This window comes from Bradyrhizobium sp. USDA 241, from assembly GCF_049739505.1.
GTDB classification, from domain to species: Bacteria; Pseudomonadota; Alphaproteobacteria; order Rhizobiales; family Xanthobacteraceae; genus Bradyrhizobium; species Bradyrhizobium liaoningense.
In genome coordinates this window covers 218353-244525 of sequence record NZ_JBMGPZ010000004.1, presented here as the reverse complement: position 1 = coordinate 244525, position 26173 = coordinate 218353, and the positions used below count along the sequence as shown (strand labels likewise).

The 26173-nt window shown below is 63.4% G+C and carries 21 protein-coding genes and 3 pseudogenes; 14 read left to right on the top strand and 10 right to left on the bottom strand.

The window, feature by feature from the left end; genetic code table 11:
• Nucleotides 1-20: 20 nt before the first annotated feature.
• The 6 genes and pseudogenes from ABIF91_RS10865 to ABIF91_RS10840 form a co-directional block, all read left to right on the top strand.
• Nucleotides 21-1129 (top strand): annotated as a pseudogene (locus tag ABIF91_RS10865) (IS3-like element ISRj2 family transposase); the annotation flags it as partial.
• A gap of 281 nt (nt 1130-1410) precedes the next feature.
• The gene (locus tag ABIF91_RS10860) at nt 1411-2679 is read left to right on the top strand and encodes an IS256 family transposase (protein WP_424578651.1); all 1269 of its coding nucleotides are present in this window, start codon (nt 1411-1413) and stop codon (nt 2677-2679) included.
• A gap of 273 nt (nt 2680-2952) precedes the next feature.
• Nucleotides 2953-4017, top strand: a complete 1065-nt coding sequence (locus tag ABIF91_RS10855) for an IS630-like element ISRj1 family transposase (protein WP_026192128.1) — start codon at nt 2953-2955, stop codon at nt 4015-4017.
• A gap of 75 nt (nt 4018-4092) precedes the next feature.
• Nucleotides 4093-4853, top strand: a protein-coding gene (locus ABIF91_RS10850; RefSeq protein WP_110115998.1) for an IS5 family transposase whose coding sequence is annotated in 2 segments (ribosomal slippage) — nt 4093-4432 and nt 4432-4853 — 762 coding nt in all. Because the reading frame shifts where the segments join, the coding sequence is not laid out codon by codon here.
• Between the two features lie 55 nt (nt 4854-4908).
• Nucleotides 4909-5973 carry an IS630-like element ISRj1 family transposase gene (locus ABIF91_RS10845; RefSeq protein WP_026192128.1) on the top strand — a complete coding sequence of 355 codons (1065 nt, stop codon included), beginning with the start codon at nt 4909-4911 and terminating at the stop codon, nt 5971-5973.
• Between the two features lie 55 nt (nt 5974-6028).
• A pseudogene (locus ABIF91_RS10840) lies at nt 6029-6787 on the top strand (IS630-like element ISRj1 family transposase); the annotation flags it as partial.
• Nucleotides 6788-6860: 73 nt separating this feature from the next.
• Here the strand turns inward: ABIF91_RS10840 and ABIF91_RS10835 are convergent.
• On the bottom strand, nt 6861-8087 hold the full coding sequence (locus ABIF91_RS10835) for an IS256 family transposase (RefSeq protein WP_038960272.1): 1227 nt from the start codon (nt 8085-8087) through the stop codon (nt 6861-6863).
• 61 nt (nt 8088-8148) lie between these two features.
• Between ABIF91_RS10835 and ABIF91_RS10830 the strand changes: the two are divergent.
• The 4 genes and pseudogenes from ABIF91_RS10830 to ABIF91_RS10815 form a co-directional block, all read left to right on the top strand.
• Nucleotides 8149-8463, top strand: a pseudogene (locus tag ABIF91_RS10830) (transposase); the annotation flags it as partial.
• Nucleotides 8464-8995: 532 nt separating this feature from the next.
• A complete protein-coding gene (locus tag ABIF91_RS10825; protein WP_038952271.1) occupies nt 8996-10264 on the top strand; it encodes an IS256 family transposase in 1269 nt (422 codons plus the stop codon).
• 641 nt (nt 10265-10905) lie between these two features.
• Complete coding sequence (purD, locus tag ABIF91_RS10820; protein WP_424579149.1) at nt 10906-12189, top strand: phosphoribosylamine--glycine ligase; 1284 nt, start codon at nt 10906-10908, stop codon at nt 12187-12189.
• A gap of 221 nt (nt 12190-12410) precedes the next feature.
• On the top strand, nt 12411-13316 hold the full coding sequence (locus ABIF91_RS10815; RefSeq protein ID WP_028176602.1) for an alpha/beta fold hydrolase: 906 nt from the start codon (nt 12411-12413) through the stop codon (nt 13314-13316).
• Here ABIF91_RS10815 and ABIF91_RS10810 read toward each other — a convergent pair.
• Nucleotides 13313-13771, bottom strand: coding sequence for a nucleoside deaminase (locus tag ABIF91_RS10810; RefSeq protein WP_035678381.1), 459 nt, complete (start codon nt 13769-13771; stop codon nt 13313-13315). The genes ABIF91_RS10815 and ABIF91_RS10810 overlap by 4 nt on opposite strands.
• A 119-nt stretch (nt 13772-13890) precedes the next feature.
• Here ABIF91_RS10810 and ABIF91_RS10805 point away from each other — a divergent pair, with 119 nt between their 5' ends.
• Together ABIF91_RS10805 and rsmD are read left to right on the top strand one after the other, a co-directional pair.
• The gene (locus tag ABIF91_RS10805; protein WP_028176604.1) at nt 13891-15975 is read left to right on the top strand and encodes a pseudouridine synthase; all 2085 of its coding nucleotides are present in this window, start codon (nt 13891-13893) and stop codon (nt 15973-15975) included.
• Between the two features lies 1 nt (nt 15976).
• The gene (rsmD, locus tag ABIF91_RS10800) at nt 15977-16531 is read left to right on the top strand and encodes a 16S rRNA (guanine(966)-N(2))-methyltransferase RsmD (protein WP_028176605.1); all 555 of its coding nucleotides are present in this window, start codon (nt 15977-15979) and stop codon (nt 16529-16531) included.
• Nucleotides 16532-16560: 29 nt separating this feature from the next.
• On the opposite strand, the gene mutL is transcribed toward rsmD, so the two are convergent.
• Nucleotides 16561-18375 carry a DNA mismatch repair endonuclease MutL gene (gene mutL / locus ABIF91_RS10795; protein ID WP_424579148.1) on the bottom strand — a complete coding sequence of 605 codons (1815 nt, stop codon included), beginning with the start codon at nt 18373-18375 and terminating at the stop codon, nt 16561-16563.
• Nucleotides 18376-18622: 247 nt separating this feature from the next.
• Between mutL and ABIF91_RS10790 the strand changes: the two genes are divergently transcribed.
• Nucleotides 18623-18940: a ribbon-helix-helix domain-containing protein gene (locus tag ABIF91_RS10790; RefSeq protein ID WP_028176607.1), complete on the top strand. Its 318-nt coding sequence runs from the start codon at nt 18623-18625 to the stop codon at nt 18938-18940.
• A 186-nt stretch (nt 18941-19126) separates the two neighbouring features.
• Here the strand turns inward: ABIF91_RS10790 and ABIF91_RS10785 are convergent, their stop codons facing one another.
• The 4 genes from ABIF91_RS10785 to ABIF91_RS10770 are packed head-to-tail and all read right to left on the bottom strand — an operon-like array spanning nt 19127 to nt 22056.
• Entirely contained in the window at nt 19127-20695 is a 1569-nt protein-coding gene (locus ABIF91_RS10785; protein ID WP_028176608.1) for a GMC family oxidoreductase, read from the bottom strand.
• Nucleotides 20696-20725: 30 nt separating this feature from the next.
• Nucleotides 20726-21274, bottom strand: a complete 549-nt coding sequence (locus ABIF91_RS10780) for a hypothetical protein (RefSeq protein WP_028176609.1) — start codon at nt 21272-21274, stop codon at nt 20726-20728.
• A 35-nt stretch (nt 21275-21309) separates the two neighbouring features.
• Complete coding sequence (locus ABIF91_RS10775) at nt 21310-21705, bottom strand: VOC family protein (protein ID WP_028176610.1); 396 nt, start codon at nt 21703-21705, stop codon at nt 21310-21312.
• Nucleotides 21706-22056 (bottom strand): c-type cytochrome, encoded by a 351-nt coding sequence (locus ABIF91_RS10770; protein WP_050995318.1) that lies wholly within the window; start codon nt 22054-22056, stop codon nt 21706-21708. It lies immediately after the preceding gene.
• A gap of 340 nt (nt 22057-22396) precedes the next feature.
• On the opposite strand from ABIF91_RS10770, the gene ABIF91_RS10765 reads away from it, so the two are divergent.
• Entirely contained in the window at nt 22397-22702 is a 306-nt protein-coding gene (locus ABIF91_RS10765) for a hypothetical protein (RefSeq protein ID WP_424579147.1), read from the top strand.
• A 163-nt stretch (nt 22703-22865) separates the two neighbouring features.
• Here the strand turns inward: ABIF91_RS10765 and arfB are convergent, their stop codons facing one another.
• The 3 genes from arfB to ABIF91_RS10750 form a co-directional block, all read right to left on the bottom strand.
• Nucleotides 22866-23282, bottom strand: coding sequence for an alternative ribosome rescue aminoacyl-tRNA hydrolase ArfB (gene arfB / locus ABIF91_RS10760; RefSeq protein ID WP_028176613.1), 417 nt, complete (start codon nt 23280-23282; stop codon nt 22866-22868).
• A gap of 118 nt (nt 23283-23400) precedes the next feature.
• Complete coding sequence (locus tag ABIF91_RS10755; protein WP_028176614.1) at nt 23401-24765, bottom strand: M16 family metallopeptidase; 1365 nt, start codon at nt 24763-24765, stop codon at nt 23401-23403.
• Nucleotides 24762-26156 (bottom strand): M16 family metallopeptidase, encoded by a 1395-nt coding sequence (locus ABIF91_RS10750; RefSeq protein WP_424579146.1) that lies wholly within the window; start codon nt 26154-26156, stop codon nt 24762-24764. Before ABIF91_RS10750 ends, ABIF91_RS10755 begins: the two co-directional genes overlap by 4 nt.
• Between the last annotated feature and the right edge of the window lie 17 nt (nt 26157-26173).

The following is a 26173-nucleotide window of genomic DNA, read 5'->3' as shown; positions in this document are numbered from 1 at the left end:
GCTGCGAATCAGGAGCGAAGATGACGAAGAAGAGCCGCCGGACGCATTCTCCGGCATTCAAGGCGAAGGTTGCTTTGGCTGCGGTCAAAGGCGACAAGACACTGGCGGAGCTGGCGCAACTGTTTGATGTTCATCCGAACCAGATCACGATCTGGAAAAACCAGCTCCTGGAAGGCGCCGCCGGCGTGTTTGGGCATGACAAGACATCGGCCGAGACGCCGGTCGATTTGAAGGCGTTACATGCCAAGATCGGCGAGCTGGCGTTGGAAAACGATTTTTTGTCCGGCGCGCTCACCAAGGCGGGCCTGCTGAGCGCAAAGCGATGATCGACCGCGATCATGATCTTTCTATCGTGCGCCAGGCGAAGGTCCTGAAGCTGGCTCGCAGCACGGTCTACTATGAACCTCGGCCAGTTTCGGCCGAGGACCTTGCCTTGATGCGTCGGCTCGATGAGCTGCATCTCGATTATCCCTTCGCGGGAGCGCGTATGCTGCGATCGTTGCTGCGGCGGGAGGGCGTATACGCCGGTCGCCGCCACATCGCGACGCTGATGAAGCGCATGGGGATCGAGGCGGTCTATCGTCGCCCGAACACGAGCAAGCCGGCTCCGGGTCACAAGATCTACCCGTACCTGTTGCGCGGATTGAAGATCGAGCGGCCCGACCATGCGTGGGCAATGGACATCACCTACATTCCGATGCGGCGTGGCTTCGTCTATCTCGCGGCGGTCGTCGATGTGTTCAGCCGACGGGTCCTGGCCCATCGCGTCTCGATCACAATGGAGGCGGCCTTCTGCGTCGAAGCGGTCCAGGAGGCGTTGGCGAAGCACGGCAGGCCCGAGATTTTCAACACGGATCAGGGCAGCCAGTTCACCAGCCTCGAGTTCACCGATGTGCTGCTGGACGCGAAGATCGCCATCAGCATGGACGGCAAGGGCGCCTGGCGCGACAACGTGTTTGTCGAGCGGCTCTGGCGCACGGTCAAATACGAAGAAGTATATCTCCGCGCCTACGACAGCGTGTCCGAGGCGCGAGCGTCAATTGCCAAGTATCTGGCCTTCTACAATCAGGGACGCCCTCACTCGAGCCTTGACGGGCGCACGCCCGACGAGGCTTACTTCGGCACGCAAGCTATGGTGATGGCCGCATGGCCGTCGCCGACGGTTTTGTCGTCGCTCTGGTCGGGCTACGCCCTCCCGACGCAACGACAAAACCGTAAAGCCCCGCGTTCAGCATAACCCGGCAGGAATCCACTTAAATCCAGCGGGGCGCTGTCCAAACAACCGGGGCCAGCTCTAAGGTCGGGCTCCTCGAAGGAGCTATGCGGGAAACTGGGTGATGACGGAATGAGATAGGCGGCGTATCGAGGCGGGTGTCGAGCCTGCCAGAACCTCAAGGAGAGCGATACGCCATGAACGAGCATAGCAACATTGTCCCACTGCGTCAGCCCGATGAGATCGACGATCCACTGACGAATATTTTGCGATCTGGAGCTCGGCAGCTGCTTGCGCAGGCTGTCGAGATGGAAGCCGAGGCGTTTCTCGCCGCGATGAAGGGCTTGAAGCTTCCCGATGGCCGCGACCGCCTCGTGCGACACGGCCATGGTCCAGTGCGGACGATCCAGACGGGGATCGGCGCCGTCGAAGTCGCCCGGGTAAAGATTCGCGATCGCGCGGTGACCAGCGATGGCGAGCGGATCCGCTTCACCTCGGCGATCCTGCCGTTGTGGGCACGGCGCACGAAGAGCTTGGATGCACTTTTGCCGGTTCTGTACCTGCGAGGCATCTCGACGGGCGACTTCCAGGAGGCGCTGGCGGCGCTCTTGGGCAAGGATGCGCCGAATCTTTCTCCGGCGGTGGTTTCCAGACTGACGACGGAGTGGCAGCTCGAGTACGAGCGTTGGCAGAAGCGCGATCTGTCGGCGCGCCGGTACGTATACGTGTGGGCGGACGGCGTCTTCCTGCAGGCTCGCATGGAAGACCACAGCGAATGCATGCTGGTGCTGATCGGCGCGACGCCGGAAGGCAAGAAGGAACTCATCGGCTTCCAGGTCGGCGTGCGCGAGAGCACGCAGAGCTGGCACGAACTGCTCGTCGAGGCGAAAACCCGAGGGCTGAAGATCGCCCCGGAAATCGCCGTCGGTGACGGCGCGCTCGGCTTCTGGAAGGCGCTCGACGAGGTCTTTCCCGCCACGCGACATCAGCGGTGCTGGGTGCACAAAACCGCGAATATCTTGAACAAAGTCGCAGTGTCGGTACAGGCCAGCATGAAGAAGGACCTGCGCGAGGTCTATTTGGCGTCCAACCGAGCTTCGGCCGAAGTGGCGATCGATGTCTTTGCCGAGAAATACGGAGCGAAGTACGACAAGGCGGTCGAGTGCCTGACGAAAGATCGCGACGCAATGCTTGCGTTCTACGAATTCCCCGCCGAGCATTGGGACCACTTGCGGACGACGAATCCCATCGAAAGCGTGTTCGCGACGGTCCGGCACAGAACGGTGCGCACGAAAGGTTCGTTATCGTCAACGACTGCCAAGTTGATGGTGTTCAAGCTGCTCTGCGCCGCATCAAAGACCTGGCGGCGGCTGAAAGGCACAAATCAGTTGCCGAAGGTCGTCGCAGGTGTCAGATTCGAAAACGGCATCGAGGTCATCCAAGTGCCGGAAAACCACGCCGCCTGATCGCCTCGTCACCCAAAATCCCGCATAGCTCTCCTCGAAGTGGCGTTCGGCATTGTCCCAATGGGTAAATGATCCCGGCAGAAACCTCGTCAGGTCGAACTTCCGATAAAGAGCGTATCCACCTACTGCCATAAATTCTGCCAGTGGTTTGGCCTTGATCAGCACGAGTGTCCTACTGCGGTCAAAGTCACCGGTGCCAGCGTCGCGAAACACTTTGATGACCTCCTCTAGTACCCACTTTTCTTGGAACGTGAGTCGTGATTCAAGGTCGGGATGATACCCGAAGCAAGAGAAGTCCACCTTTCGAGGAAAGATCGCAAGGTGCTTGAGGCGTGCTGTCGCTCACCGGTGACGTTGCAGCGCGATTTGAAGCGGGCGCGGATAGTTCTGTTGGCGGCGGATGGGCGCAGCACCCGGTCGATCGCCAAGGAAGTTGGGGTCCAGCCGCGGATTGTCAGCCTTTGGCGGCATCGCTATGCCGACCATGGCCTTGAAGGGCTGCAAGACAAGCCGCGGCCTGGCAAGCAGCCGATCTATACGAAGACGACCGACAAGCGGATTCTGAAGCTGCTGGATAAGCCGCCACCGCAAGGGTTTGCGCGCTGGACCGGCCCCCTGCTGGCCGAGGCGCTGGGCGATGTCGATGTCCAATATGTCTGGCGGTTCCTGCGCAGCCACAAGATTGACCTGGTGGCTCGCAAGTCCTGGTGCGAGAGCAACGACCCGAACTTTACGGCCAAAGCCGCCGATGTTGTCGGCCTCTATGTCGCGCCGCCGGCGAAGGCCATTGTGCTGTGCGTGGACGAGAAGCCCTCGATCCAGGCTTTGGAGCGAGCGCAGGGTTATCTGAAGTTGCCCAATGGCCGCGCCTTGACCGGCCAAAGCCACGATTACAAGCGGCATGGCACCACAACATTGTTTGCGGCGCTCGAAGTCGCCACCGGAAAGATCATCGCGACCCATTCAAAACGCCGGCGCCGCGTCGAGTTTCTCGATTTCATGAACAGCGTCACCGCGGCTTTTCCGAACCGCAAGCTTCACGTCATCCTCGACAACCTCAACACCCATAAAAAGAACGAGGACTGGCTCAAGGCCCACCCCAACGTGCAATTTCATTTCACGCCGACAAGTGCGTCATGGCTCAATCAGGTCGAAGTATGGTTTTCCATCTTGCAGGGGCAGTCGCTCAGCGGCACCTCCTTCACGAGCCTCAAGCAGCTTCAGGAACACATCGATGCCTACGTCAACGCATACAACGACAGAGCCGAGCCCTTCGTCTGGACCAAGAAAAAGGTCCGTCAACGCCGTTTCAAAGGCCGCCGTATCACTCAGCTCTGATTCCGGGTACTAGGGTCTGTACCTAAATAGCGCAACGTGATTCTCTTGCCTACGTGTTGATTCGGAGGCGAGAGAATGCGCGCTGGTTTGTTTTGGCTGAACGACAGGCAATGGGCGCGTATCGAACCGCATCTGCCGAGGGGACTGACGGGGCCGGATCGGGACGACGACCGACGCATCGTCAGCGGCATCATTCACATGCTGCAATCGGGTGCACGATGGCGTGATTGTCCACGTGAATACGGCCCTTACACGACGATCTACAATCGCTTCAATCGCTGGGCCAAGCGAGGACGATGGTGCGCAATCTTCGAAGCGCTGGCCAAGCCTGGCGAAGACGGCGTCGTACTGTCGCTCGACTCGACCTCGATTAAAGCTCACCGGTGTGCCTCCGGCGGAAAAGGGGGGAGCACAATCAAGCAATCGGCCGCTCGCGCGGAGGCCGCACGACAAAAATCCATGCGCTGAGCGATCCGCTCTGCCGGCCGGTCGTCCTGCATCTGACTCCAGGCCAGGATGCCGATATCGCTGCGGCTCCCGATGTCCTGGCGCTCGCGCCACCCATGAGCGTGCTCCTCGCCGACAAAGGGTATGATGGCGACAAGCTTCGCGGCGAAATCATTCGTCGTGGCGCCAAGCCCGTAATCCCCAATAAATCTAACCGTGTCGTCATCCATCGCTTCAACAAACGCGCCTACAAAGGACGAAATGTCATCGAACGCTGCTTTTGCAGGCTCAAGGACTTCCGGCGCATCGCCACGCGATATGACAAGCTCGCCCGTAATTTTTTGGCCGCTGTTCATCTCGCCGCTCTCGTCGCATATTGGCTCAATTGAGTCTGGACCCTAGTACCCACTTTTCTTGGAACGTGAGTCGTGATTCAAGGTCGGGATGATACCCGAAGCAAGAGAAGTCCACCTTTCGAGGAAAGATCGCAAGGTGCTTGAGGCGTGCTGTCGCTCACCGGTGACGTTGCAGCGCGATTTGAAGCGGGCGCGGATAGTTCTGTTGGCGGCGGATGGGCGCAGCACCCGGTCGATCGCCAAGGAAGTTGGGGTCCAGCCGCGGATTGTCAGCCTTTGGCGGCATCGCTATGCCGACCATGGCCTTGAAGGGCTGCAAGACAAGCCGCGGCCTGGCAAGCAGCCGATCTATACGAAGACGACCGACAAGCGGATTCTGAAGCTGCTGGATAAGCCGCCACCGCAAGGGTTTGCGCGCTGGACCGGCCCCCTGCTGGCCGAGGCGCTGGGCGATGTCGATGTCCAATATGTCTGGCGGTTCCTGCGCAGCCACAAGATTGACCTGGTGGCTCGCAAGTCCTGGTGCGAGAGCAACGACCCGAACTTTACGGCCAAAGCCGCCGATGTTGTCGGCCTCTATGTCGCGCCGCCGGCGAAGGCCATTGTGCTGTGCGTGGACGAGAAGCCCTCGATCCAGGCTTTGGAGCGAGCGCAGGGTTATCTGAAGTTGCCCAATGGCCGCGCCTTAACCGGCCAAAGCCACGATTACAAGCGGCATGGCACCACAACATTGTTTGCGGCGCTCGAAGTCGCCACCGGAAAGATCATCGCGACCCATTCAAAACGCCGGCGCCGCGTCGAGTTTCTCGATTTCATGAACAGCGTCACCGCGGCTTTTCCGAACCGCAAGCTTCACGTCATCCTCGACAACCTCAACACCCATAAAAAGAACGAGGACTGGCTCAAGGCCCACCCCAACGTGCAATTTCATTTCACGCCGACAAGTGCGTCATGGCTCAATCAGGTCGAAGTATGGTTTTCCATCTTGCAGGGGCAGTCGCTCAGCGGCACCTCCTTCACGAGCCTCAAGCAGCTTCAGGAACACATCGATGCCTACGTCAACGCATACAACGACAGAGCCGAGCCCTTCGTCTGGACCAAGAAAAAGGTCCGTCAACGCCGTTTCAAAGGCCGCCGTATCACTCAGCTCTGATTCCGGGTACTAGTACCCACTTTTCTTGGAACGTGAGTCGTGATTCAAGGTCGGGATGATACCCGAAGCAAGAGAAGTCCACCTTTCGAGGAAAGATCGCAAGGTGCTTGAGGCGTGCTGTCGCTCACCGGTGACGTTGCAGCGCGATTTGAAGCGGGCGCGGATAGTTCTGTTGGCGGCGGATGGGCGCAGCACCCGGTCGATCGCCAAGGAAGTTGGGGTCCAGCCGCGGATTGTCAGCCTTTGGCGGCATCGCTATGCCGACCATGGCCTTGAAGGGCTGCAAGACAAGCCGCGGCCTGGCAAGCAGCCGATCTATACGAAGACGACCGACAAGCGGATTCTGAAGCTGCTGGATAAGCCGCCACCGCAAGGGTTTGCGCGCTGGACCGGCCCCCTGCTGGCCGAGGCGCTGGGCGATGTCGATGTCCAATATGTCTGGCGGTTCCTGCGCAGCCACAAGATTGACCTGGTGGCTCGCAAGTCCTGGTGCGAGAGCAACGACCCGAACTTTACGGCCAAAGCCGCCGATGTTGTCGGCCTCTATGTCGCGCCGCCGGCGAAGGCCATTGTGCTGTGCGTGGACGAGAAGCCCTCGATCCAGGCTTTGGAGCGAGCGCAGGGTTATCTGAAGTTGCCCAATGGCCGCGCCTTGACCGGCCAAAGCCACGATTACAAGCGGCATGGCACCACAACATTGTTTGCGGCGCTCGAAGTCGCCACCGGAAAGATCATCGCGACCCATTCAAAACGCCGGCGCCGCGTCGAGTTTCTCGATTTCATGAACAGCGTCACCGCGACTTTTCCGAACCGCGGGAGTGTCAGAAGTTTTGTGTAAGAGCGTCTCTGTGAGGGGTTTGCGGGGTCAGCGGACTGACCCCATGGGGTCAGTCCGCTGAGCCTGCAAAGCGCTCGCCGAACTGGATGGCAAACTGGCCCATTGCGGCCGTCCATGCAACCGGTCGTCGCCAATGGATGCCGGCATTTCTGATGGCGAGGTAAAGCAGCTTCATCGCCGCCTCGTCGTTGGGGAAGCTGCCGCGTGTTTTGATGATCTTGCGCAGCGAACGGTTCAGCGCCTCGACCGCGTTGGTGGTATAGATCATTTTGCGTATCTCCGGCGCGAAGGCGAAGAACGGAATGACGTGCTCCCACGCCCGGCGCCAGGCCGCCCCGATCGCGGGATAGCGCTTGCCCCACTCGGCTTCGAAGTCCTCGAGCCTGAGCAGAGCGGCGTCGGCATTCTCGGCATGATAGATCGCCTTGATCGAGGGAAGGATCGCCTTGCGATCCTTCCAGGACACGAAGGATAGGCTGTTGCGGATCAAATGCACGATGCAGGTCTGGACCATCGCCTTGGGAAAGACGCTGTTGATCGCCTCGGGAAAGCCCTTCAGACCGTCGACGACGGCGATCAGGATGTCGGCGACGCCGCGGTTCCTCAGATCGTTCATGACCTTGAGCCAGAATTTGGCGCCTTCGGTTTGCTCGATCCAAAGCCCGAGCACGTCTTTCTCGCCCGATGCAGTGATGCCCAGCACGACGTAGACTGCCTTGTTCTTGACCATCCCCTCATCGCGAATCTTGACCCTGAGCGCGTCGAAGAAGACCACCGGATAGATCGCTTCCAGCGGCCGGCTCTGCCATTCGCGGACCTCGTCGAGAATCGCGTCGGTGACCTTGCTGATCAGATCGGGGGACACCTCGGTGCCGTAGAGCTCGGCCAGATGGCCCTGGATCTCCCGTACCGTCATGCCCCGCCCGTAGAGACTGATGATCTTCTCGTCGAAGCCGTCGAAGCGGGTCTGGCCCTTCGCGACGATCACCGGTTCGAACGTGCCGGCGCGGTCGCGCGGCACCTCGATCTCGATCTCGCCGTCGTCCGTCAACAGCGCTTTGCTGCTTGTGCCGTTGCGGCTGTTGCCCGACCCGCGGCCCGCCGGGTCGCCCTTCTCATAGCCAAGGTGGTGGGTCAGCTCCGCACCCAGTGCGCGCTCCAGAAGCGCCTTCTTCAGTCGTCTGAAAAGCCCGTCTTCGCCGGCTAAGTCTTCTGGCTTGAGGCTGCCCCCGGCAAGAAGCTGGTCCAAAATCTCAGGTGAAAAATCCGTAGCCATGTGAGTCTCCTGTCAAAGGTAAACTCACAGAAACCATCTTACACCGAGTTACTGACACCCTCCGAACCGCAAGCTTCACGTCATCCTCGACAACCTCAACACCCATAAAAAGAACGAGGACTGGCTCAAGGCCCACCCCAACGTGCAATTTCATTTCACGCCGACAAGTGCGTCATGGCTCAATCAGGTCGAAGTATGGTTTTCCATCTTGCAGGGGCAGTCGCTCAGCGGCACCTCCTTCACGAGCCTCAAGCAGCTTCAGGAACACATCGATGCCTACGTCAACGCATACAACGACAGAGCCGAGCCCTTCGTCTGGACCAAGAAAAAGGTCCGTCAACGCCGTTTCAAAGGCCGCCGTATCACTCAGCTCTGATTCCGGGTACTAGGTCACCCTCCGAATTTAGACGACAGTACGCGCTCCGCTCGGCAATGAAGTGCAACCCAAGTGAGTGAACGAGCTGCTGACTGAGCTCTATCGGTGGGTCGTAATTCGACATGCCCTCAAAGGACCGACGAAATACGATCGGTTCTGCCCCATGAAGCGGATGCTCCTCGGGTAGGTAGAAGGGAGGTTCAAGGTACATCCGATGCCCCTGTCCGCCACCCCACACTTTTTAAATGCACCAAGCCTTATCGACGTAAAAGCTGGTACCGTACAGCTTGTCTTTGTCAGGATTGGTGAGGTTAGCAGCGCGCGCGAATATTGAGATGATCAGCAAGCTTTGGAAACTCGCGTAGAGGATCACGGATTCATGCTCCTCCTCTGTCAATAGACGCAAGCCATCTCGTTCTGCCCCGAGAAGCCAATGAGCTATGGCGGAATCTGGGTGATGACGGTGTGAGGAAGGCGGCGTATCGAGGCGGGTGACGAGCCTGCCAGAACCTCTCGAGGAGAGCGATACGCCATGACCGAGACTACCAATGTTCTTGCTTTCCGTCAGCCGTCCGCGGTTGATGATCCACTGACCGATATCGTTCGTGCCGGCGCGCGGGACCTGCTTGCCAGGGCGATCGAGATCGAGGTTGGCGCGTTTCTGGCCAGCACGGCCAATCTGACGCTGCCCGACGGTCGAGCGCGCCTGGTCCGACATGGGCACGGTCCGGTGCGCGAGATTGCGACCGGCATCGGTCCGGTGGAGGTCGCTCGTCCCAAGGTCCGCGACCGCGGAGCGAGCGGGCCAGGCGACCGCCTCCGCTTCAGTTCGGCAATCCTGCCGCTATGGGCGCGGCGGACGAAGAGCCTGGATGCCTTGATCCCGGTCCTCTATTTGCGCGGCATCTCGACCGGCGACTTCCAGGAGGCGCTCTCGGCGCTGCTCGGCAAGGATGCGCCGAACCTGTCGCCTTCGGTGATCGCCGGCCTGAAGGCCGATTGGCAGGTCGAGTACGAACGCTGGCAGAGACGCGATCTGTCGGCGCGTCGCTATGTCTACATCTGGGCCGATGGCGTGTACCTGCAGGCCCGCATGGAAGATCACAGCGAATGCATGCTGGTGCTGATTGGCACCACGCCGGAAGGCAAGAAGGAGCTGATCGGCTTCCAGGTCGGCGTGCGCGAGAGCGCGCAGAGCTGGCGCGAACTCCTGATCGACCTGCGGCAACGCGGGTTACGGATTGCCCCGCAACTCGCCATCGGCGACGGCGCCCTCGGCTTCTGGAAGGCACTGGACGAGGCCTTTCCCGGCACGCGGCACCAACGATGCTGGTGCCATAAAGTGAGCAACGTACTCGACAAGGTCGCCAAATCCGTGCAGGGCCCCATGAAGAACGACCTGCGGAACATCTATCTGGCCCCACACCGGGCCGAAGCTGAAACCGCGATCGACGTCTTCGTCGAGAAATACCACGTCAAATACGGACGTGCGGTGGAGTGCCTGATCAAGGATCGCCATGCGCTGCTCGCCTTCTTCGACTTCCCTGCTGAGCACTGGATCCACCTACGCAGCTCGAACCCGATCGAGAGCGTCTTCGCCACGGTGCGCCACCGAACGGTGCGGACCAAGGGATCGCTGTCGCAACAAACTGCGAAGCTGATGGTGTTCAAGCTCATCGACGCCGCATCGAAGACCTGGCGGCGATTGAAGAGCACGAACCAGTTGCCGAAAGTCATCGCCGGTGTAAAGTTCATCGACGGAATCGAAGTCATTCCGAACACTGAAAGCCACGCCGCCTGATCAGGCCGCGTCACCCAAAATCAGCCATAGCTCCGACTTGCTTGCTTCCGGTGTGATCCTTCTCAGTCAGAATCTCACTAACGCGCCCCGCATTGATGCGGTAGTCGGCAGCGATCTCATGCTGAAGCTGACCACTCCAATAACGCAGCCAAACGTCTACAGCTTCGTCGAACGTAAACTTCGTCTTTCTCAAATTTGAGTCCTTTGTGTTGGACCCCTTGACCGGACTCATACGTTCAGTATTACTGAATTATAAGAGACGGGCAAAAAAGGGTCGCAGGAAGTCACCAAGATTCACGAAGCCGGGCGTTCCTTGGGGAAGGGGTTAGCCCGGTTTTTTCGTCATCAGACGAATCAGCTTCGGCTGACTTGCTCATCCTAAAAGAGATTCGCGCGCGACGTGGCGTCCGGCGACAAGCCTCCCGCAGTTATTAGACCTATTCACAGCTCCTTGACTCCGCGCGAATCAAATCAGGGATGCCCAATTCGCGAGTTCACCCAAGGCCGAAGGCGACCCAAAGCAACCGACGCGAATGCAATGCACGCCGCCGTGAGTTCGCGGGCACGTTCTAGTCCCCCTTGAGCCCCACCCCGATTCATGCGACCTCCGCCCCAGCAAAACCCCTCATCCTGAGCCTTCGATGCACATTCTCCTGCTCGGTTCCGGCGGCCGCGAACACGCCCTGGCGTGGAAGATCGCAGCCTCTCCCCTGGTGACCAAATTCTGGTGCGCGCCCGGCAATGCCGGCATCGCCAAGGAGGCGGAATGCGTGGCGCTCGATGTGGCCGATCATGCTGCCGTGATCGACTTCTGCAAAAAGAACGCGGTCGAGCTGGTGGTGGTCGGGCCGGAGACGCCGCTGGCGGCCGGCATCGTCGATGATCTCACCGCCGCCGGCATCAAGGCGTTCGGCCCGAGCAAGGTCGCGGCCCAGCTCGAAAGCTCCAAGGGTTTTACCAAGGCGCTGTGCACCGAGTTCGGCATTCCGACCGGCGCCTATGAGCGATTCACCAACGCCGATGCCGCCCGCGCCTATGTGCAGAGCCAGGGCGCGCCGATCGTGGTCAAGGCTGACGGCCTTGCCGCCGGCAAGGGCGTCGTCGTCGCCAAGACCGTGCGCGAGGCGGAGGACGCCATCGCCATGATGTTCGAGGGCGCCTTCGGCGAGGCCGGTGCGGAGGTCGTGATCGAGGAGTTTCTGCCCGGCCGTGAGATCAGCTTCTTCGCGCTGTGCGACGGCGACACCGCGATCCCGCTCGCCTCCGCGCAGGACCACAAGCGCGTGTTCGACCACGATGTCGGCCCGAACACCGGCGGCATGGGCGCCTATTCGCCGACGCCGCTGGTGACGCCCGCCGTCCACGACGCGATCATGGCCAAGATCATCCTGCCGACGGTGGCCGGCATGAAGCAGCGCGGCACGCCGTTCCGCGGCGTGCTCTATGCCGGCATCATGCTGACGACGCAGGGGCCAAAGCTGTTCGAGTTCAACGTCCGCTTCGGCGATCCCGAATGCCAGGTCTTGATGCTGCGCATGATGAGCGACGTCGTGCCGGCGCTGCTCGCCGCCTGCGACGGCCAGCTGAAGAACTTTGATCTCCGCTGGCACAAGGAAAGCGCGCTCACCGTGGTGATGGCGGCCAAGGGCTATCCCGGCGACTACCAGAAGGGCACGCGCATCGAGGGGCTGGAGGAAGCCGCAGAGGTCGAGACCGTCGAGATCTTCCACGCCGGCACGGTGGCGAAGGACGGCGCCATCTTCGCCAATGGCGGCCGTGTGCTCAACGTCTGCGCGCTGGGCGCGACCGTGACGGAGGCGCAAGCTCGCGCCTATCAGGCCGTCGACCGCATCCGCTGGCCGGAGGGTTTCTGCCGCCGCGACATCGGCTGGCAGGCGGTGGAGGCGGAGAAGGCCGGGAACTGACAGCAATTGGCTCGTCGTTCCGGACGGGCCGCAAACCGCATCAATTGCGGGATTCGAGGTTGGGGTGTCACCGCGCCGCCACATCGATATTCCAGAATGTGCAATCAGCTGTTGCGGTTAGCAGCCCCGCCGATAATACCGCTACTGTGCATGGGGTTGTTTTCGATATTTTTGTCCTGTCGGGGCGGCTCCGGGACTGAGACCAGATAGGGATACAAAAGATGTCCGATCTCGCCGACCTCTATCCGGGCTTTGCCGCCGAATGGATCGACACCTCCTTCGGCCGCATCTTCGCTCGCGTCGGCGGCAAGGGCCCGCCGCTGCTGCTCCTGCACGGCTTCTCCGAGACGCATGTGATGTGGCACCAGGTGGCACCTGAGCTTGCCGACCATTTCACGCTGATCATCGCCGATCTGCCGGGCTACGGCTGGTCCGACATGCCCGAAAGCGATGCGCTGCACATGCCCTACAGCAAGCGCGCGATGGCGAAAGTCATGGTCGAGGCGATGGAGCGCCTCGGCCATGTGCACTTCGCGCTCGCCGGCCACGACCGCGGCGGCCGCGTCTCCTACCGCCTCGCGCTCGATCATCCCGGCCGGCTGTCGCGTCTGGCCGTGCTCGACATCCTGCCGACCTATAACTACTGGGAGCGGATCAACCGCGCCTATGCCCTGAAGATCTATCACTGGACCTTCCTGGCGCAGCCCTATCCGCTGCCGGAGACGCTGATCTCGAGCAATGGCGAGTTCTTCCTGCGCTTCAAGATGGCGAGCCAGACCAAGTCGAAGACGCTCGATGCCATCGACCCGCGCGCGCTCGAACACTACCTCGCCCCGTTCCGCGATCCCGCCCGGGTGCACGCGATGTGCGAGGACTACCGCGCCGGCGCCTATTTCGACTACGACCTCGACAAGGCGGATTTCGAGGCCGGCAAGAAGATCACGATCCCGGTGCTGGCGCTGTGGGGCAATGCCGGCATCGCCCAGGCCGCCGCGACGCCGCTGGACACGTGGAAGCAATGGGCGACCAATTTGGAGGGCATGCCGGTCGATTCCGGGCACTTCCTGACCGAGGAGAATCCTGACGCGACCGCGAAGGCGCTGCGCGAGTTTTTCTCTGCGGGTTAACGCCGCTCGCGAAAGAACTCCTTGAGCAGCCGCGCCGCCTCGCTCTCGCCGACGCCGGAGTACACGTCCGGTGCGTGGTGGCAGGTCGGCGAGGCAAAGAAGCGCACGCCGGATTCCACCGCGCCGCCCTTGGGATCGGCGGCGCCGTAATAGAGCCGCCTGATCCTTGCAAAGGAGATCGCGCCCGCACACATGGTGCAGGGCTCCAGCGTCACGTAGAGGTCGCAGTCGACCAGGCGCTCGCTGCCGATCTTCGCGGCGGCCTCGCGCAGCGCGATGATCTCGGCGTGGGCGGTCGGATCATGGTCGGTCAGCGTCCGGTTGGCGGCGGTGGCGATGACCTCGTAATTGCGGACCACGACGCATCCGATCGGAACTTCGCCCGATTTTCCGGCATTTTCGGCCGTCAGAAGCGCCAAATCCATGAAAGAAGGGGCTTTCATGCCTCGTATCATCGCCAGAAACCTGCTACTAGCTCCGCCTTCAGCAAGAGTGAATACCGGATTTGCCTGAGCATGCGGCTCGAAGCGAGCACGCACAATGCTTTCTGGCCACCCCCTAAGTGAGAATATTCATGCCTCGCGACAGCGACAAAGACAACGATTCCCGCGGCCGGCGAGGCCCGCCGAAGGGCCGGTCCGGCAAGCCGCGTGGCCCCGAGAAGAAGTTCGCCAAGCGCGGCCGTGAGGGCAGGGGCGATGCCCGCCCGCCCCGTGGCGACCGCGACAGCCGCCCGCCTCGCGCCGACCGCGGTGATCGTCCGTTCCGCCGCCGCGAGGAGGGCGATGCCCCGCGCCGCGATTTCAGCGACCGCCCGAAATTCAAGCGTGACGACCGTGGTGGCGAGGGGCGCGGCGAGCGCAGCTTCAAGCCGCGCGGCGACCGTCCGTTCTCCGATCGCACCTCGCGCGATGGCGAGAAGCGGCCGTTCAAGCCGCGCGGTGATCGTCCGTCCTATGGCGGCGACCGTCCGCCGCGCACCCGGGATCGCGACGACTCCCGTCCGGCCGGCCGGTTCGGCGACAAGAAGTTTGGCGACAAGCGGCCCTATACGCCGCGTGGCGATCGTCCGGACCGCAAGTTCGACGGCGAGCGGAAATTCTCGCGGGGCGCGCCCGATCGCAGCGATCGTCCGCGTGATTTTGGCGACCGCCCGCGCGGTGGCGAGCGCAGCGAGTCCAAACCCTGGCAGAAGCGCGACGCGGCACCGCGCGGCGACCGGCCGCCGCGCAAGGACTTCAGCAAGGGCCCGCGCAAGGATTTTGGCGATCGTGACCGCAGCGGGGACAAGCCCTGGCAGAAGCGCGAAGGCGGCGAGGACCGTCCGCGCTTCTCGCGTTCGCGCGACGATCGTCCGTCGGGCGAACGTCCGTTCCGCGAGCGGCCCAAATTCGATCGCGCGCGCGATGATCGTCCGAAATTCGATCGGCCCCGTCGCGACGGCGATGGCGAGCGCGGCGGTGATCGCCCGAAGTTCAACCGTCCTCGCGAGCGCTCCGAGGGCCGTTCCGACTGGCACGAGCATCCGCGCAGCGAAGGCCGTTTCGGCGATCGTCCGCGCCGTGAGAACGAGGACGACGGCAGGATCTTCGAGAAGCGCCCGGCCTTCGGCGGCCGCGGCGCCTATCGCGAGCGGGATCGTGATTTCGATCGCCGGCCGCGGCGGGAAGAAGAGCCGAAGCCGAAGAAGGCCGGCGAGCGCATCGCCAAGGTGCTGTCGCGTGCGGGCCTCGCCTCGCGCCGCGACGCCGAGGAGATGGTCACGCAGGGCCGCGTCACCGTCAACGGCCGGGTGATCAATTCGCCGGCGCTCGACATCACCTCGAACGATGTCGTCACGGTCGACGGCAAGCCGTTGCCGGAGCGTGAGCGCACCCGGCTGTTCCTCTACCACAAGCCGCGCGGGCTGATGACGACGCATGACGACCCCGAGGGGCGTCCGACCGTGTTCGACAATCTGCCCGAAGGCCTGCCGCGCCTGATCAGCGTCGGCCGGCTCGACTTCAACACCGAGGGCCTGTTGCTGCTCACCAATGACGGCGGACTCGCGCGCACGCTCGAACTGCCCGACACCGGCTGGCTGCGCCGCTATCGCGTCCGCGCCCATGGCGACGTCACGCAGGCGCAGCTCGACGAGCTCAAGAACGGCATCGAGATCGAAGGCGTCAAGTACGGTCCGATCGAGGCGACACTTGAGCGCGACCAGGGCGCCAATGTCTGGCTGGTGTTCGCGATCCGCGAGGGCAAGAACCGCGAGGTGCGCAATGTCTGCGCCCATCTCGGGCTCGAGGTGAACCGGCTGATCCGCGTCTCCTACGGCCCGTTCCAGCTCGGCGAGATCCCTGAAGGTCAAGTCGAAGAGGTCCGCTCGCGCGTGCTGCGCGAGCAGCTCGGCGACAAGGTGATCGAGAAATCGGGCGCGCAGTTCGACGTGCCGCAGAAATCGTCTGCGGCCGATGACGATGCGCCCCGCGAGAGCAAGCCCGCCAGCAAGCGCGCCGTGATCAACGACCGCAAGGGCCGCCGCGTGCTGGTGCAGCGCACCGGCAGCGAGGAGGCGCGCGAGCGCAACGAGATGGAGGCGGCCGGCCATGGCCCGCCACGCCGTCCCAAGCGCGGCTATCACGGCAAGCGCGACCTGACTCCGCGGGAGGACTGACTTGCGCGTCGTCGGCGGTCGTTTGAAGGGGCGCAATCTGACCTCACCGTCCTCGCGCGACATCCGCCCCACGGCTGATCGCCTGCGCGAGTCCGTGTTCAACATCCTCGTGCACGCCTATGAGGATCCAATCCAGGACGCGCGCGTGCTCGATCTCTTCGCCGGCACTGGGGCGCTCGGCATCGAGGCGGCCTCGCGCGGGGCCAAGTTCACGCTGTTCGTCGACAATGGGGCAGAGGCGCGTGCGCTGCTCCGTAACAACGTCGAGGCGCTCGGCCTCGGCGGCGTCACCAAGGTCTATCGCCGCGATGCCACCGATCTCGGCCCCGCGCATCCCGTCGAGCCGTTCTCGCTGGTGTTCCTCGATCCGCCCTATGGCAAGGGATTTGCGGAGAAGGCGCTCGCGAGCCTGCGCGACGGCGGCTGGCTGACGCCGGGGGCGCTGCTGGTGGTGGAGGAGGCGAAGGCCGCGCAATTCGTGACGCCGGAAGGATACGAGGAGCTGGAGCGGCGCGCCTACGACGATACGGAGTTTGTGTTCTTGAGGAAGCCGTAGAGATCGTAGGAGATCCTACGGCATCGGGGCTACCTCCGCCCGAACAGCTTCTCCACGTCGCTCAGCTTCAGCTCGACATAGGTCGGCCGGCCGTGATTGCACTGGCCGGAGTTCGGCGTCTCTTCCATCTCGCGCAGCAGGGCGTTCATCTCCTCCGGCCGCAACCTTCGGCCGGCCCGCACCGAGCCGTGGCAGGCCATGGTGGCGGCGACGTGCATCAGACGGCGCTCCAACGGCAGCGCCTCGTCCCATTCGGCCATGTGCTCGGAGAGATCGCGCAAGAGTCCACCGGCATTGGTCTTGCCGAGCAGCGACGGCGTCTCGCGCACCGCGACTGCGCCGGGGCCGAAGGATTCGATGGCGAGGCCGAACGAGGCCAGCTCGTCGCTGCGCTCGAGCAGGCGCTCGACGGTCGCCTCGTCCATCTCGACGATCTCTGGGATCAAGAGGATCTGCCGCTGCACGCCGTTCGCCGCCAGCGAGGCCTTGAGCCGCTCGTAGACGATGCGCTCATGCGCGGCGTGCTGGTCGACGATGATCAGGCCGTCGCGGGTCTGCGAGACGATGTAGGTCTCGTGGATCTGCGTGCGCGCCGCGCCCAGCGGGCGATCGACGAGGTCGGCGACTGGCTGTGTCTCGATCCGGACATCGGCACTCGGCGCGCCGACGTCGAAGGCGGCCTGCGCGCGCTCGGCAAAGGCGGGCGCGGCCGAGCCTTCGAACGACGGCAACGGCGCGACCGGAGCGGATGGCGAGGCGCGCCAGTCCCAGCTCGCCGGGCGCGGCGGCGTGAAGGCAGGCCGGAACGAGGACAATGCGTTCTCGCCGCCGTTGGCGGCCGTGCGCCGGCCCTCGCGGGCGAGGGCCTCCTTCAACCCGTGCACGATCAGGGCGCGCACGAGACCGGCGTTGCGGAAGCGCACCTCGGTCTTGGCCGGATGCACGTTGGCGTCGACCTCGCGCGGATCGAGCGTGACGAACAGCGCCAGCACCGGATGGCGGTCGCGCGGCAAATAATCGGAATAGGCCGCGCGCACCGCGCCCAGGATCAGCTTGTCGCGAACCGGCCGGCCATTGACGAAGAGATATTGCCCGAGCGCGTTGGCCTTGGTCAGCGCCGGCGCCGCCGCATAGCCGTCGACCACGACGCCCTCGCGCTCGGCATGAACCTCGATGGCGTGGCTGCGGAATTCGGCTCCCAGAATATCGCCGAGCCGCGTCAGCCGTCCGGCGGCGCCAGGCAGGGCGGCGGCCCAGGTCACCGGCGCGCGCTCTTCGCCCGCGAGCGTGAAGGCAATGTCCGGCCGCGCCATCGCAAGGCGCCGCACCACCTCGCGGATGGCTTCCGCCTCGGTGCGGTCGGTCTTCAAGAACTTCAGTCGCGCCGGCGTCGCGTAGAAGAGGTCGCCAACCTCGACGCGTGTGCCGTGGGCCAGCGCCGCCGGCATGATCTCGGACTTCTCGCCGCCCTCGACCGTGAGAGCCCAGGCATGCGGTTCGCCGGCATGTCGCGTGGTGATGGACAGCCGTGCCACCGAACCGATCGAGGGCAAGGCCTCGCCGCGGAACCCGAGGGTGCGGATCTGAAGCAGGTCCTCGTCGTCGAGCTTGGAGGTGGCGTGGCGCTCGACCGCGAGCGAGAGATCCTTGGCGGTCATGCCGCTGCCGTCGTCGGTGATGCCGATCCGCCGCCGCCCACCGCCATCGGTGAAGACGTCGATGCGGCTCGCGCCGGCATCAATGGCGTTCTCGACCAGCTCCTTGGCCACGCTCGCCGGACGTTCCACCACCTCGCCGGCGGCGATGCGGTTGACGACCTGTTCGGGCAATTGGCGGACGGGCATGAGTTCGATCGGGCTCGGTCTTGGATTCGTTGACGTTCTATTCTAGGCCGTGTTGCGTCAAAAGCATGCGTTGGGCAACAGCTGCGTGACGGGCTGGGGAAGAAGGCCCCCTATCTCATTGAAGACATTGGGCGTTCGGGACAATGCCGCGGTGTCGACGCGCCGGCTTTCGGCCGTGGTTGTGATTGTGAGGCGCCGGGCAGCGGTGTAGCATCGTGAAAAAACGGCAACAGGACGGGAGGACGCCATGTGCCATCTCTTCGCGCATCAGCCCCAACGCGACTACGAATCCCAGACACGGTCTTTGCGGATCGGTGGGCACTGCACGTCGATCCGTCTGGAAATGGCGTTCTGGGACACGCTGGAGGAGATCGCGGCCAAGGAGAGCATGAGCCTCGGCAAGTTCCTGACCACGCTCTACAACGAGGTGCTCGACCATCATGGCGAGGTCAACAATTTCGCCTCGCTGCTGCGCTGCTCCTGCCTGATCTACCGATCTCGAAGCGTTGCGCCGGTCCGGGAGTTCAAGGCAGTTGTTGCGCCCATTCTCGACGCGGCCGAATAGCTGCTGCACCCTCGGTGTCGTCCATCGGGCTACGCGACTCCCTTCACATCGTCATTGCGAGGAGCTCGCGACAAAATTGAGTAGCAATTTTGCGCTGATGCGACGAAGCAATCCAGAATCTTTCCGCGTCGGCAGTCTGGATTGCTTCGCTTCGCTCGGGGGAGAGAGCGGTTTGCCTGTCGGGCGCTAGATCTCTTTCTTCTGCATCGCACCGGCGATGTAGTCCGCCTGCCGGATCGCGAGCGCGACGATGGTCAGTGTCGGGTTGCAGGCCGCGCCGCTGGTGAACTGGCTGCCATCGGAGACGAACAGGTTCTTGATGTCGTGGCTCTGCCCGAACTTGTTGACCACGCCGTCCCGGGGCTTTTCGCTCATCCTGTTGGTGCCGAGATTGTGCGTGCTCGGATAGGGCGGTGTCGGATAGGTCACGGTGGCGCCGACGGCGTCGTAGACCGCGGCGCCCTGCTTGTAGGCATGCGCGCGCATCGCGACATCGTTGGGATGATCGTCGAAATGCACGCTCGCGACCGGCTGCCCGAACTTGTCCTTGACGACCGGATCGAGCGTGATGCGATTGGTCTCCTGCGGCATGTCCTCGCCGACCAGCCACATGCCGGCCATGCGCGGGTAGCCGTCGAGCGCGGACGTGAACGAGCGTCCCCAGGCGCCGGGGTTGAGGAACGCCGCCATGAAGGGCAAGCCGATCGACAGCGTCTCCATCTCGTAGCCGCCGACGAAGCCGCGCTTGGGGTTGTTGGCGGCCTCGTCGCGGATGATGCCGGCCATGGTGGTGCCGCGATACATGTGCACCGACTTCTCGAACACCGCGTAGACGCTGCCGGTCATGTGACGCATGTAGTTGCGGCCGACCTGGCCGCTGGAGTTGGCGAGGCCATCGGGGAACACGGGCGAGGCGCTGTTGAGCAGCAGCCGCGGGCTCTCGATGGAGTTGCCGGCCACCGCAACGATGCGCGCCTTCTGACGCTGCATCGCGCCTTGCTCGTCAGCGTAGACGACGCCAGTGACCTTGCCGCTCGCGTCATGCTCGATCTTCACCACCATGCTGCCGGGGCGGACCTCGAGATTGCCGGTTGCCTCGCCCTTGGGGATCTCGGTGTAGAGCGTCGACCATTTGGCGCCGGATTTGCAGCCCTGGAAGCAGAACCCGATCTGCTGGCACGAGCCTCGTCCGTCGCGCGGCTGACTGTTGATCGCCATGTTGCCGGTGTGCACGGTCTTGTAGCCGAGCTTCTTCGCGCCGGCCTCCAGCACCTTGAAGTTATTGTTGCCGGGAAGTCCGGGAATGCCGTTGGTCCGAGTCACGCCCATCTTGTTCTCGGCCTTGGCGTACCACGGCTCCATCTCGGCAAGCGTGACCGGCCAGTCCAGGAGGTTCGCGCCGGGAATGTTGCCGTAGGTGCTCTTCACCCTGAACTCGTGCTCGTCGAAGCGCAGCGAGGCGCCGGCCCAATGCACGGTCGAGCCGCCGACCGCCTTGACGATCCAGGCGGGAAGGCCCGAAAAATCCTTGGCGACGCGCCAGGTGCCCGACGTGGTGCGCGCATCGGTCCAGGCGAGCTGGGAGAAGCTCTCCCATTCGTCGTTGATGAAGTCGTGGTTCTCGATGCGGGGGCCTGCCTCGAGAATGACGACCTTGGCGCCTTTCTGCGCGAGCTCGTTGCCCAGCGTGCCGCCGCCGGCGCCGGAGCCGACGATCACCACAACGCCGGAGTCGTTCAGATCGAATTTTGCCATGTGCGTTCTCCTGAACCGTTGGGTGGCGATCTAAGCCTTCGGCAGCCAGTCGATGTCGGCAAAGCCGCGGTTGATGTAGCCGCCGAGCTCGGCGGAGGAGCCCTCGTAGCCGAACCGCGGCCAGACCTCTTTCTGGTTGTAGAGCGAGACGACGAGATCGCCCCGCACCTTCTGGAAAAAGTCGCTTTGCTCGATCTCCTTCAGGAGCACAACGCGGTCGGCTTCCCAGGCCACTTCGACATAAGGCACCTTGTGGCGGTCGCGCGCGTTCTGATCGAGCCGCGCAATGCCGTCGCTAATCAGCGATTTGACGGCAGGATCCTTCGCCGCCTTGCCGTCCCACGGCTTGATCGCGATGATGTAGTAGCTGTCGCCGAGCACGTCGTGCGGATAGATGTCGCGCGCGACCTTCAGCAGCGTCTTCATCGTCGCGGACGAGAGCGCGCTCGTCTCTTCGGCCCAGGCGTCATCGATGCGGACGCCGACGCTGGTCGCAACGGCCGCGACCGGCACGGCGGTTGCCGCGCCCTTGAGAAAGACGCGGCGGCTGTGCTTGCTTCGACGATCGACTTCTCTCATGGCATGTCCTCCGTGGATTTTTGATTATGGTTTGATCAGTTGAAACGGCCGCCCCGCTGGATCACTTCGATCTTGTAGCCATCGGGATCACTGACGAAGAAGAAGCGCGCCAGCGTTCGGCCGTCGTGCTTGAAATCGCGCAAGGGGCCCGGTGCGAGCTTCTCGCGCTCGAAGCGGGCATGCTCGGCATCGACGTCTTCAACCACCACGGCGAGATGGCCGTAGCCGTCGCCGAGCTGGTACGGCTCCTTGCGATCGAAATTCACCGTCAGCTCGACCTCGAAAGGCGAGGAGGGGTGACGCAGATAGATCAGGGCGAAATCCGCGAACTTCAAATGGTCGGTGACCTCCAGGCCGAAGGCACGCTTGTAGAAGTCGAGCGAGCGCGCCTCCTCCAGCACGCGGATCATGGAATGGACCGGCTTTGCCATTCAGTTCAGCTCCTTGAGGTAAGTGATGATGGCGGCGCGCGTGTCGGGCCTGGCCTGCCGATAGGCCATGATCACACCAGGGATGACGGCTTGCGGATTGGCCAGCCACGCGTCCAGCCGGGCCTCGTCCCAGGTGAAGTCAGCTTTGGCGAGGCCGTCTGAATAATGAAAGCCTTCGACCTTGCCGGCAGCGCGGCCCACGATCCGGACCAGCGGCGGACCTTGCCGCATCGGATCCGACAGATTGGTGGTATGGCACACAGCGCATTGCTGCTTGAACAGCGTCGCGCCATCCGGCGGCTTTGCCGCCGGCAGCATCTGCGCATCGGCGCCTCGCGCCATCAGCACCATCGCGGTGCACAATCCCAGCACGATCGTGCGTATCGCCAAGAGCTCGCTCATCCACGTCAAATCCAGCGTGTGCAAACTCTAGTCGGCGTCAAAGACGTGGTGGTAGTAGCGGGCTGTTTCGCGGCAAGCGGAAACGTGTGGCGCGTGTGATGTTCCGCGGCGCCTTATATGCGGAGCACAATTCCGCGAAACCGCCGTCAAATCCCTAAACGATCACCACACCATCCGGTTTGCATGACGATCACGCCGCCGAACTCTCAACGCGATGACATGGCCGGCGCAGATGAGCGGCGTGGGGAGCCGCCGAGCCGTTCCTCGCGAAAGAATCCAGGAGAAATGGATGAAGTTGGTCAAGACCTCGATGATCGCATGCGCTCTATCGGTTCTCGTTGCCGCGCCCGTTCTCGCGCAGGGCGCGCCACCTGCCAAGACGGGCGGCACCGTGCAGAGCAAACCGATGCAGGGCAGCACCATGGGCAGCGGCGACGAAGAAATGAGCTCTCAGCCGGAAGCGGCGGGTGAGAAGACCGGCATGAAGTCGACCAAAGGCACCAGGGGCACGGTCGGCACCACGGGCAGCGCTACGCACAAGGGAACGGCCGGCGATGCCGCGACGGGCGGCGCGGCCCCGTCCAAACGTTACTAAGGCATGATCCGGAAAAGTGCGCAGCGGTTTTCCGAAAAGATCATGCTTCAACAACAACCTAAAGCGCGATGACGATTCATCCTAATCCCATCGCGCTTTAGTCTCGCCGGGTGAATCGGCAAAGCTCCGGTCGCCTCGCGGCCGGAGCTCTTTGCCGCGCCAGTTAGTCGTCGAAGCTTCGGCCGCGTCCTGCCTTGACGTCGCTGCGGCGCTTCTTGCCCTCGAGCCGGCGCTGCTTGGAGGCGAAGGTCGGCCGCGTCGCGCGCCGCGGCGTCGGCCTGATCATCGCCTCGCGCAGCATCTCCGTGAGACGGTCGATGGCATCCTGGCGGTTGCGCTCCTGGGTGCGGAAGCGCTGCGCCTGGATCACAATGACGCCGTCCTTGGTCATGCGCTGGCCGGCAAGGCGCGCAAGCCGCAGGGCCGCGTCCTCCGGCAAGGTCAGCTTGCGCGTGTCGAAGCGCAGCTGTGCCGAGGTCGCGACCTTGTTGACGTTCTGCCCGCCCGGGCCGGAGGCGCGGACAAAACCGATCTCGATATCGTCCTCGTCGATGACGAGATTGCGGGATATCCGCAGCATGTAGGCACCATCCGTGATGTCTGGACATATCGCGGACGTTCAGGTTCGGCAATGGTGCTCATGCAAACGCAAATGGCCGGGACGAGCCCGGCCATTCAGGGAGCGTGTGGAGAACAGATCAGTTCGACTTCGGGGTCGCAGCCGCCGGTTGGGCCGCGGCCTGCGGGGCGCGGCCGACAATGACGGTCAGCAGCCCCTGGCCCCAGAGGCGCTTGGCCGCCGCCTTGGCGTCGTCCAGCGTCACGGCGTCGACGATGGCGTTGCGCTTCTCGATATAGTCGATCGGCAGCTTGTCCTGCTGATACTGCAGCAGCGCCTGTGCCAGCTTGGAGGAGGTGTCGAGCGCCAACATCTGCGAGCCCTTGAGGTAGGACTTGGCCTCGTCGAGCTCCTTCTGCGTCGGGCCCTCCTCGGCCATGCGGCGCACCTCCTTCTCGATGGCGTCGATGGTGTCGCCGGCGCGGTCGGCGCGCGTGCCGGTGTTGCCGATGAAGATCGCCGAATGCTCCATCCAGAGCAGCGATTCGAACACCGAATAGGCCAGTCCGCGCTTCTCGCGGACCTCGCGATAGAGCCGGGAGGACAATCCGCCGCCGCCGAGGATGTGGTTGACGACATAGGCCGCCATGAAGTTCGGATCGCTGCGCTTCACCCCGGGGCCGCCGAAGGTGATCACGGTCTGCGGCACGTCGAGCGTCACGAAGGTGCGTTGCGGCGGCTTCGCAGCCTCGACGTCGGGAACCGGCGTCAGATTGGCCTTGGCAGGCAGGCTGCCGAATGTGTGATCGAGCAGCTTGCCCAGGGTCGCCGGATCGACGTCGCCGACGACCGCGATCTTCAGCCCGTCCCTGGCGAGGACGCGGCCGACATAATCCTTCATGTCAGCGACGGTGATGGTCGGCACGCTGTCGAGGTTGCCGTTGGTCTGCCGGCCGTAAGGATGCTCGCCGAAGGCGACTTCCAGGAACTTGCGGCTCGCCAGCGAGGTCGGATTGGTGGTCTCGCGGCGCAGACCCGAGATGACCTGCGAGCGGATGCGCTCGACATCCGCCGGGTCGAAATGCGGCGAGGTCAGCGCGCCCCTGAGCAGGTCGAAGGCCTCGTCCTTGTTGTCGCGCAGCATGCGCAGGCTGCCGCGAAACGTATCGCGGGTGGCGTTGAAGGAGAGCTCGATGGCACGGCGGTCGAGCCGTTCATGGAACGTCTTGGAGTCGAGATCGCCGGAGCCTTCGTCGAGGAGATCGCCGACCAGATTGGCGACGCCCGGCTTGTCCTTGGGGTCCTGGGACGAGCCGCCGGCGAAGGAATACTCCATCGCGATCAGCGGCACGGTCGCGTCCTGCACGAACCAGGCTTCGATGCCGCCGGGCGAGATCAGGTGCTGAATTTTTGCGGCGGCATGTGACGGCGAGACTGCGGCGAGCGCGAGCGTCGCGCCGGTGGCAAGGGAGAATGCAACGCGTCGAAGGAAGGGATAGGTCACGAACGCTTCTCCTCGCGCTTGGCGGTAGCGGTGTCCTTGATCAGATAGCCCGTCACCGAGCGCTTCTTCTCGAGCCATTTCTGCGCGACGGCGCGAACCTGCTCGGCGGTGACGGCGCGGATGCGGTCGGGCCAGCTCCTGATGTCCTCGATCGACAGGCCCGTCGTCAGCGCGCCGCCGTACCAGCGCGCCAGCACCGCCTGGTTGTCCTGGGCATAGATCGCCTCGGCGATGAGTTGGGTCTTCACGCGCTCCAGATCCTCGGCGCGGATCGGGTTCTGCGCGACGCTGGCAATGACGCCGGCGACCGCCTGCTCCACTTCTGCGAAGCTGACGCCGGGTTTCGGCGCGGCGGAGATCGCGAACTGGGTCGGGTCGAGCGAGATGCTCGAATAGCTGGCGTTGGCGGAGACCGCGAGCGGCTTGTCGACGACGAGTGCGCGATAGAGATAGGAATTGCTGCCGCTGCCCATCAGCTGCGCCAGCACGTCGAGGGCCGCGCTCTCGCCGGCTGCCGCCGTGGTCGCGGAGGGCACCAGATAGTAGCGCCGCATGCTCGGCTGCTCGACGCGCGGGTCGGCCAGCGTGACGGTGCGCGGGGCGGCGGGCTCCGGCTCCTGCGGACGGACGCGGCGTGCCGGGATGGCCGGCTGCGCCGGGATGGAGCCGAAATTGCGCTCGACCAGCGGGCGGATTTCGGCGGCGTCGACGTCACCGGCGATCACCAGGATCGCGTTGTTCGGCGCATAGAAGCGGCGATAGAAGGCGAGCGCATCCTCGCGGTCGAGCTTTTCGATCTCCTGATGCCAGCCGATCACCGGGCGCCCGTAGGGATGGTTGAGATAGAGCGCGGCCATGATCTGCTCGTTCAGCCGCGCATCCGGATTGTTGGCGACGCGCATGTTGTACTCTTCGAGCACGACGTCGCGCTCGGGCAGCACGTTCTCGTCCTTGAGGACGAGGCCCGTCATGCGGTCGGCCTCGAACTCCATCATGGTCGGCAACTGCTCTTTCGGCACACGCTGGTAGTAATTGGTGTAGTCGACCGAGGTCGAGGCGTTCTCGTTGCCGCCGACGCGAAGCACGGTCTGGGAGAATTCTCCGGCCGGATGCTTCGAGGTGCCCTTGAACATCAGGTGCTCGAGGAAGTGCGCGAGCCCGGATTTGCCTGGCGTCTCGTCCGCCGAGCCGACCTTGTACCAGATCATCTCGGTGACGACGGGCGTGCGGTGATCCGGAATCACCACCACCTGCATGCCGTTGCTGAGCGTGAAGCTGGCGGGCGGAGCCGATGTTACCGTGGTCTGGGCGAGGGACGTGCCGGCTGAGAGGACACTCGTCGAAAGCAGCGCGGCAAGGAGGCAGGCAGCCGATCGGTAAGAGGACATCATGATCCTTTTGAAAGGCC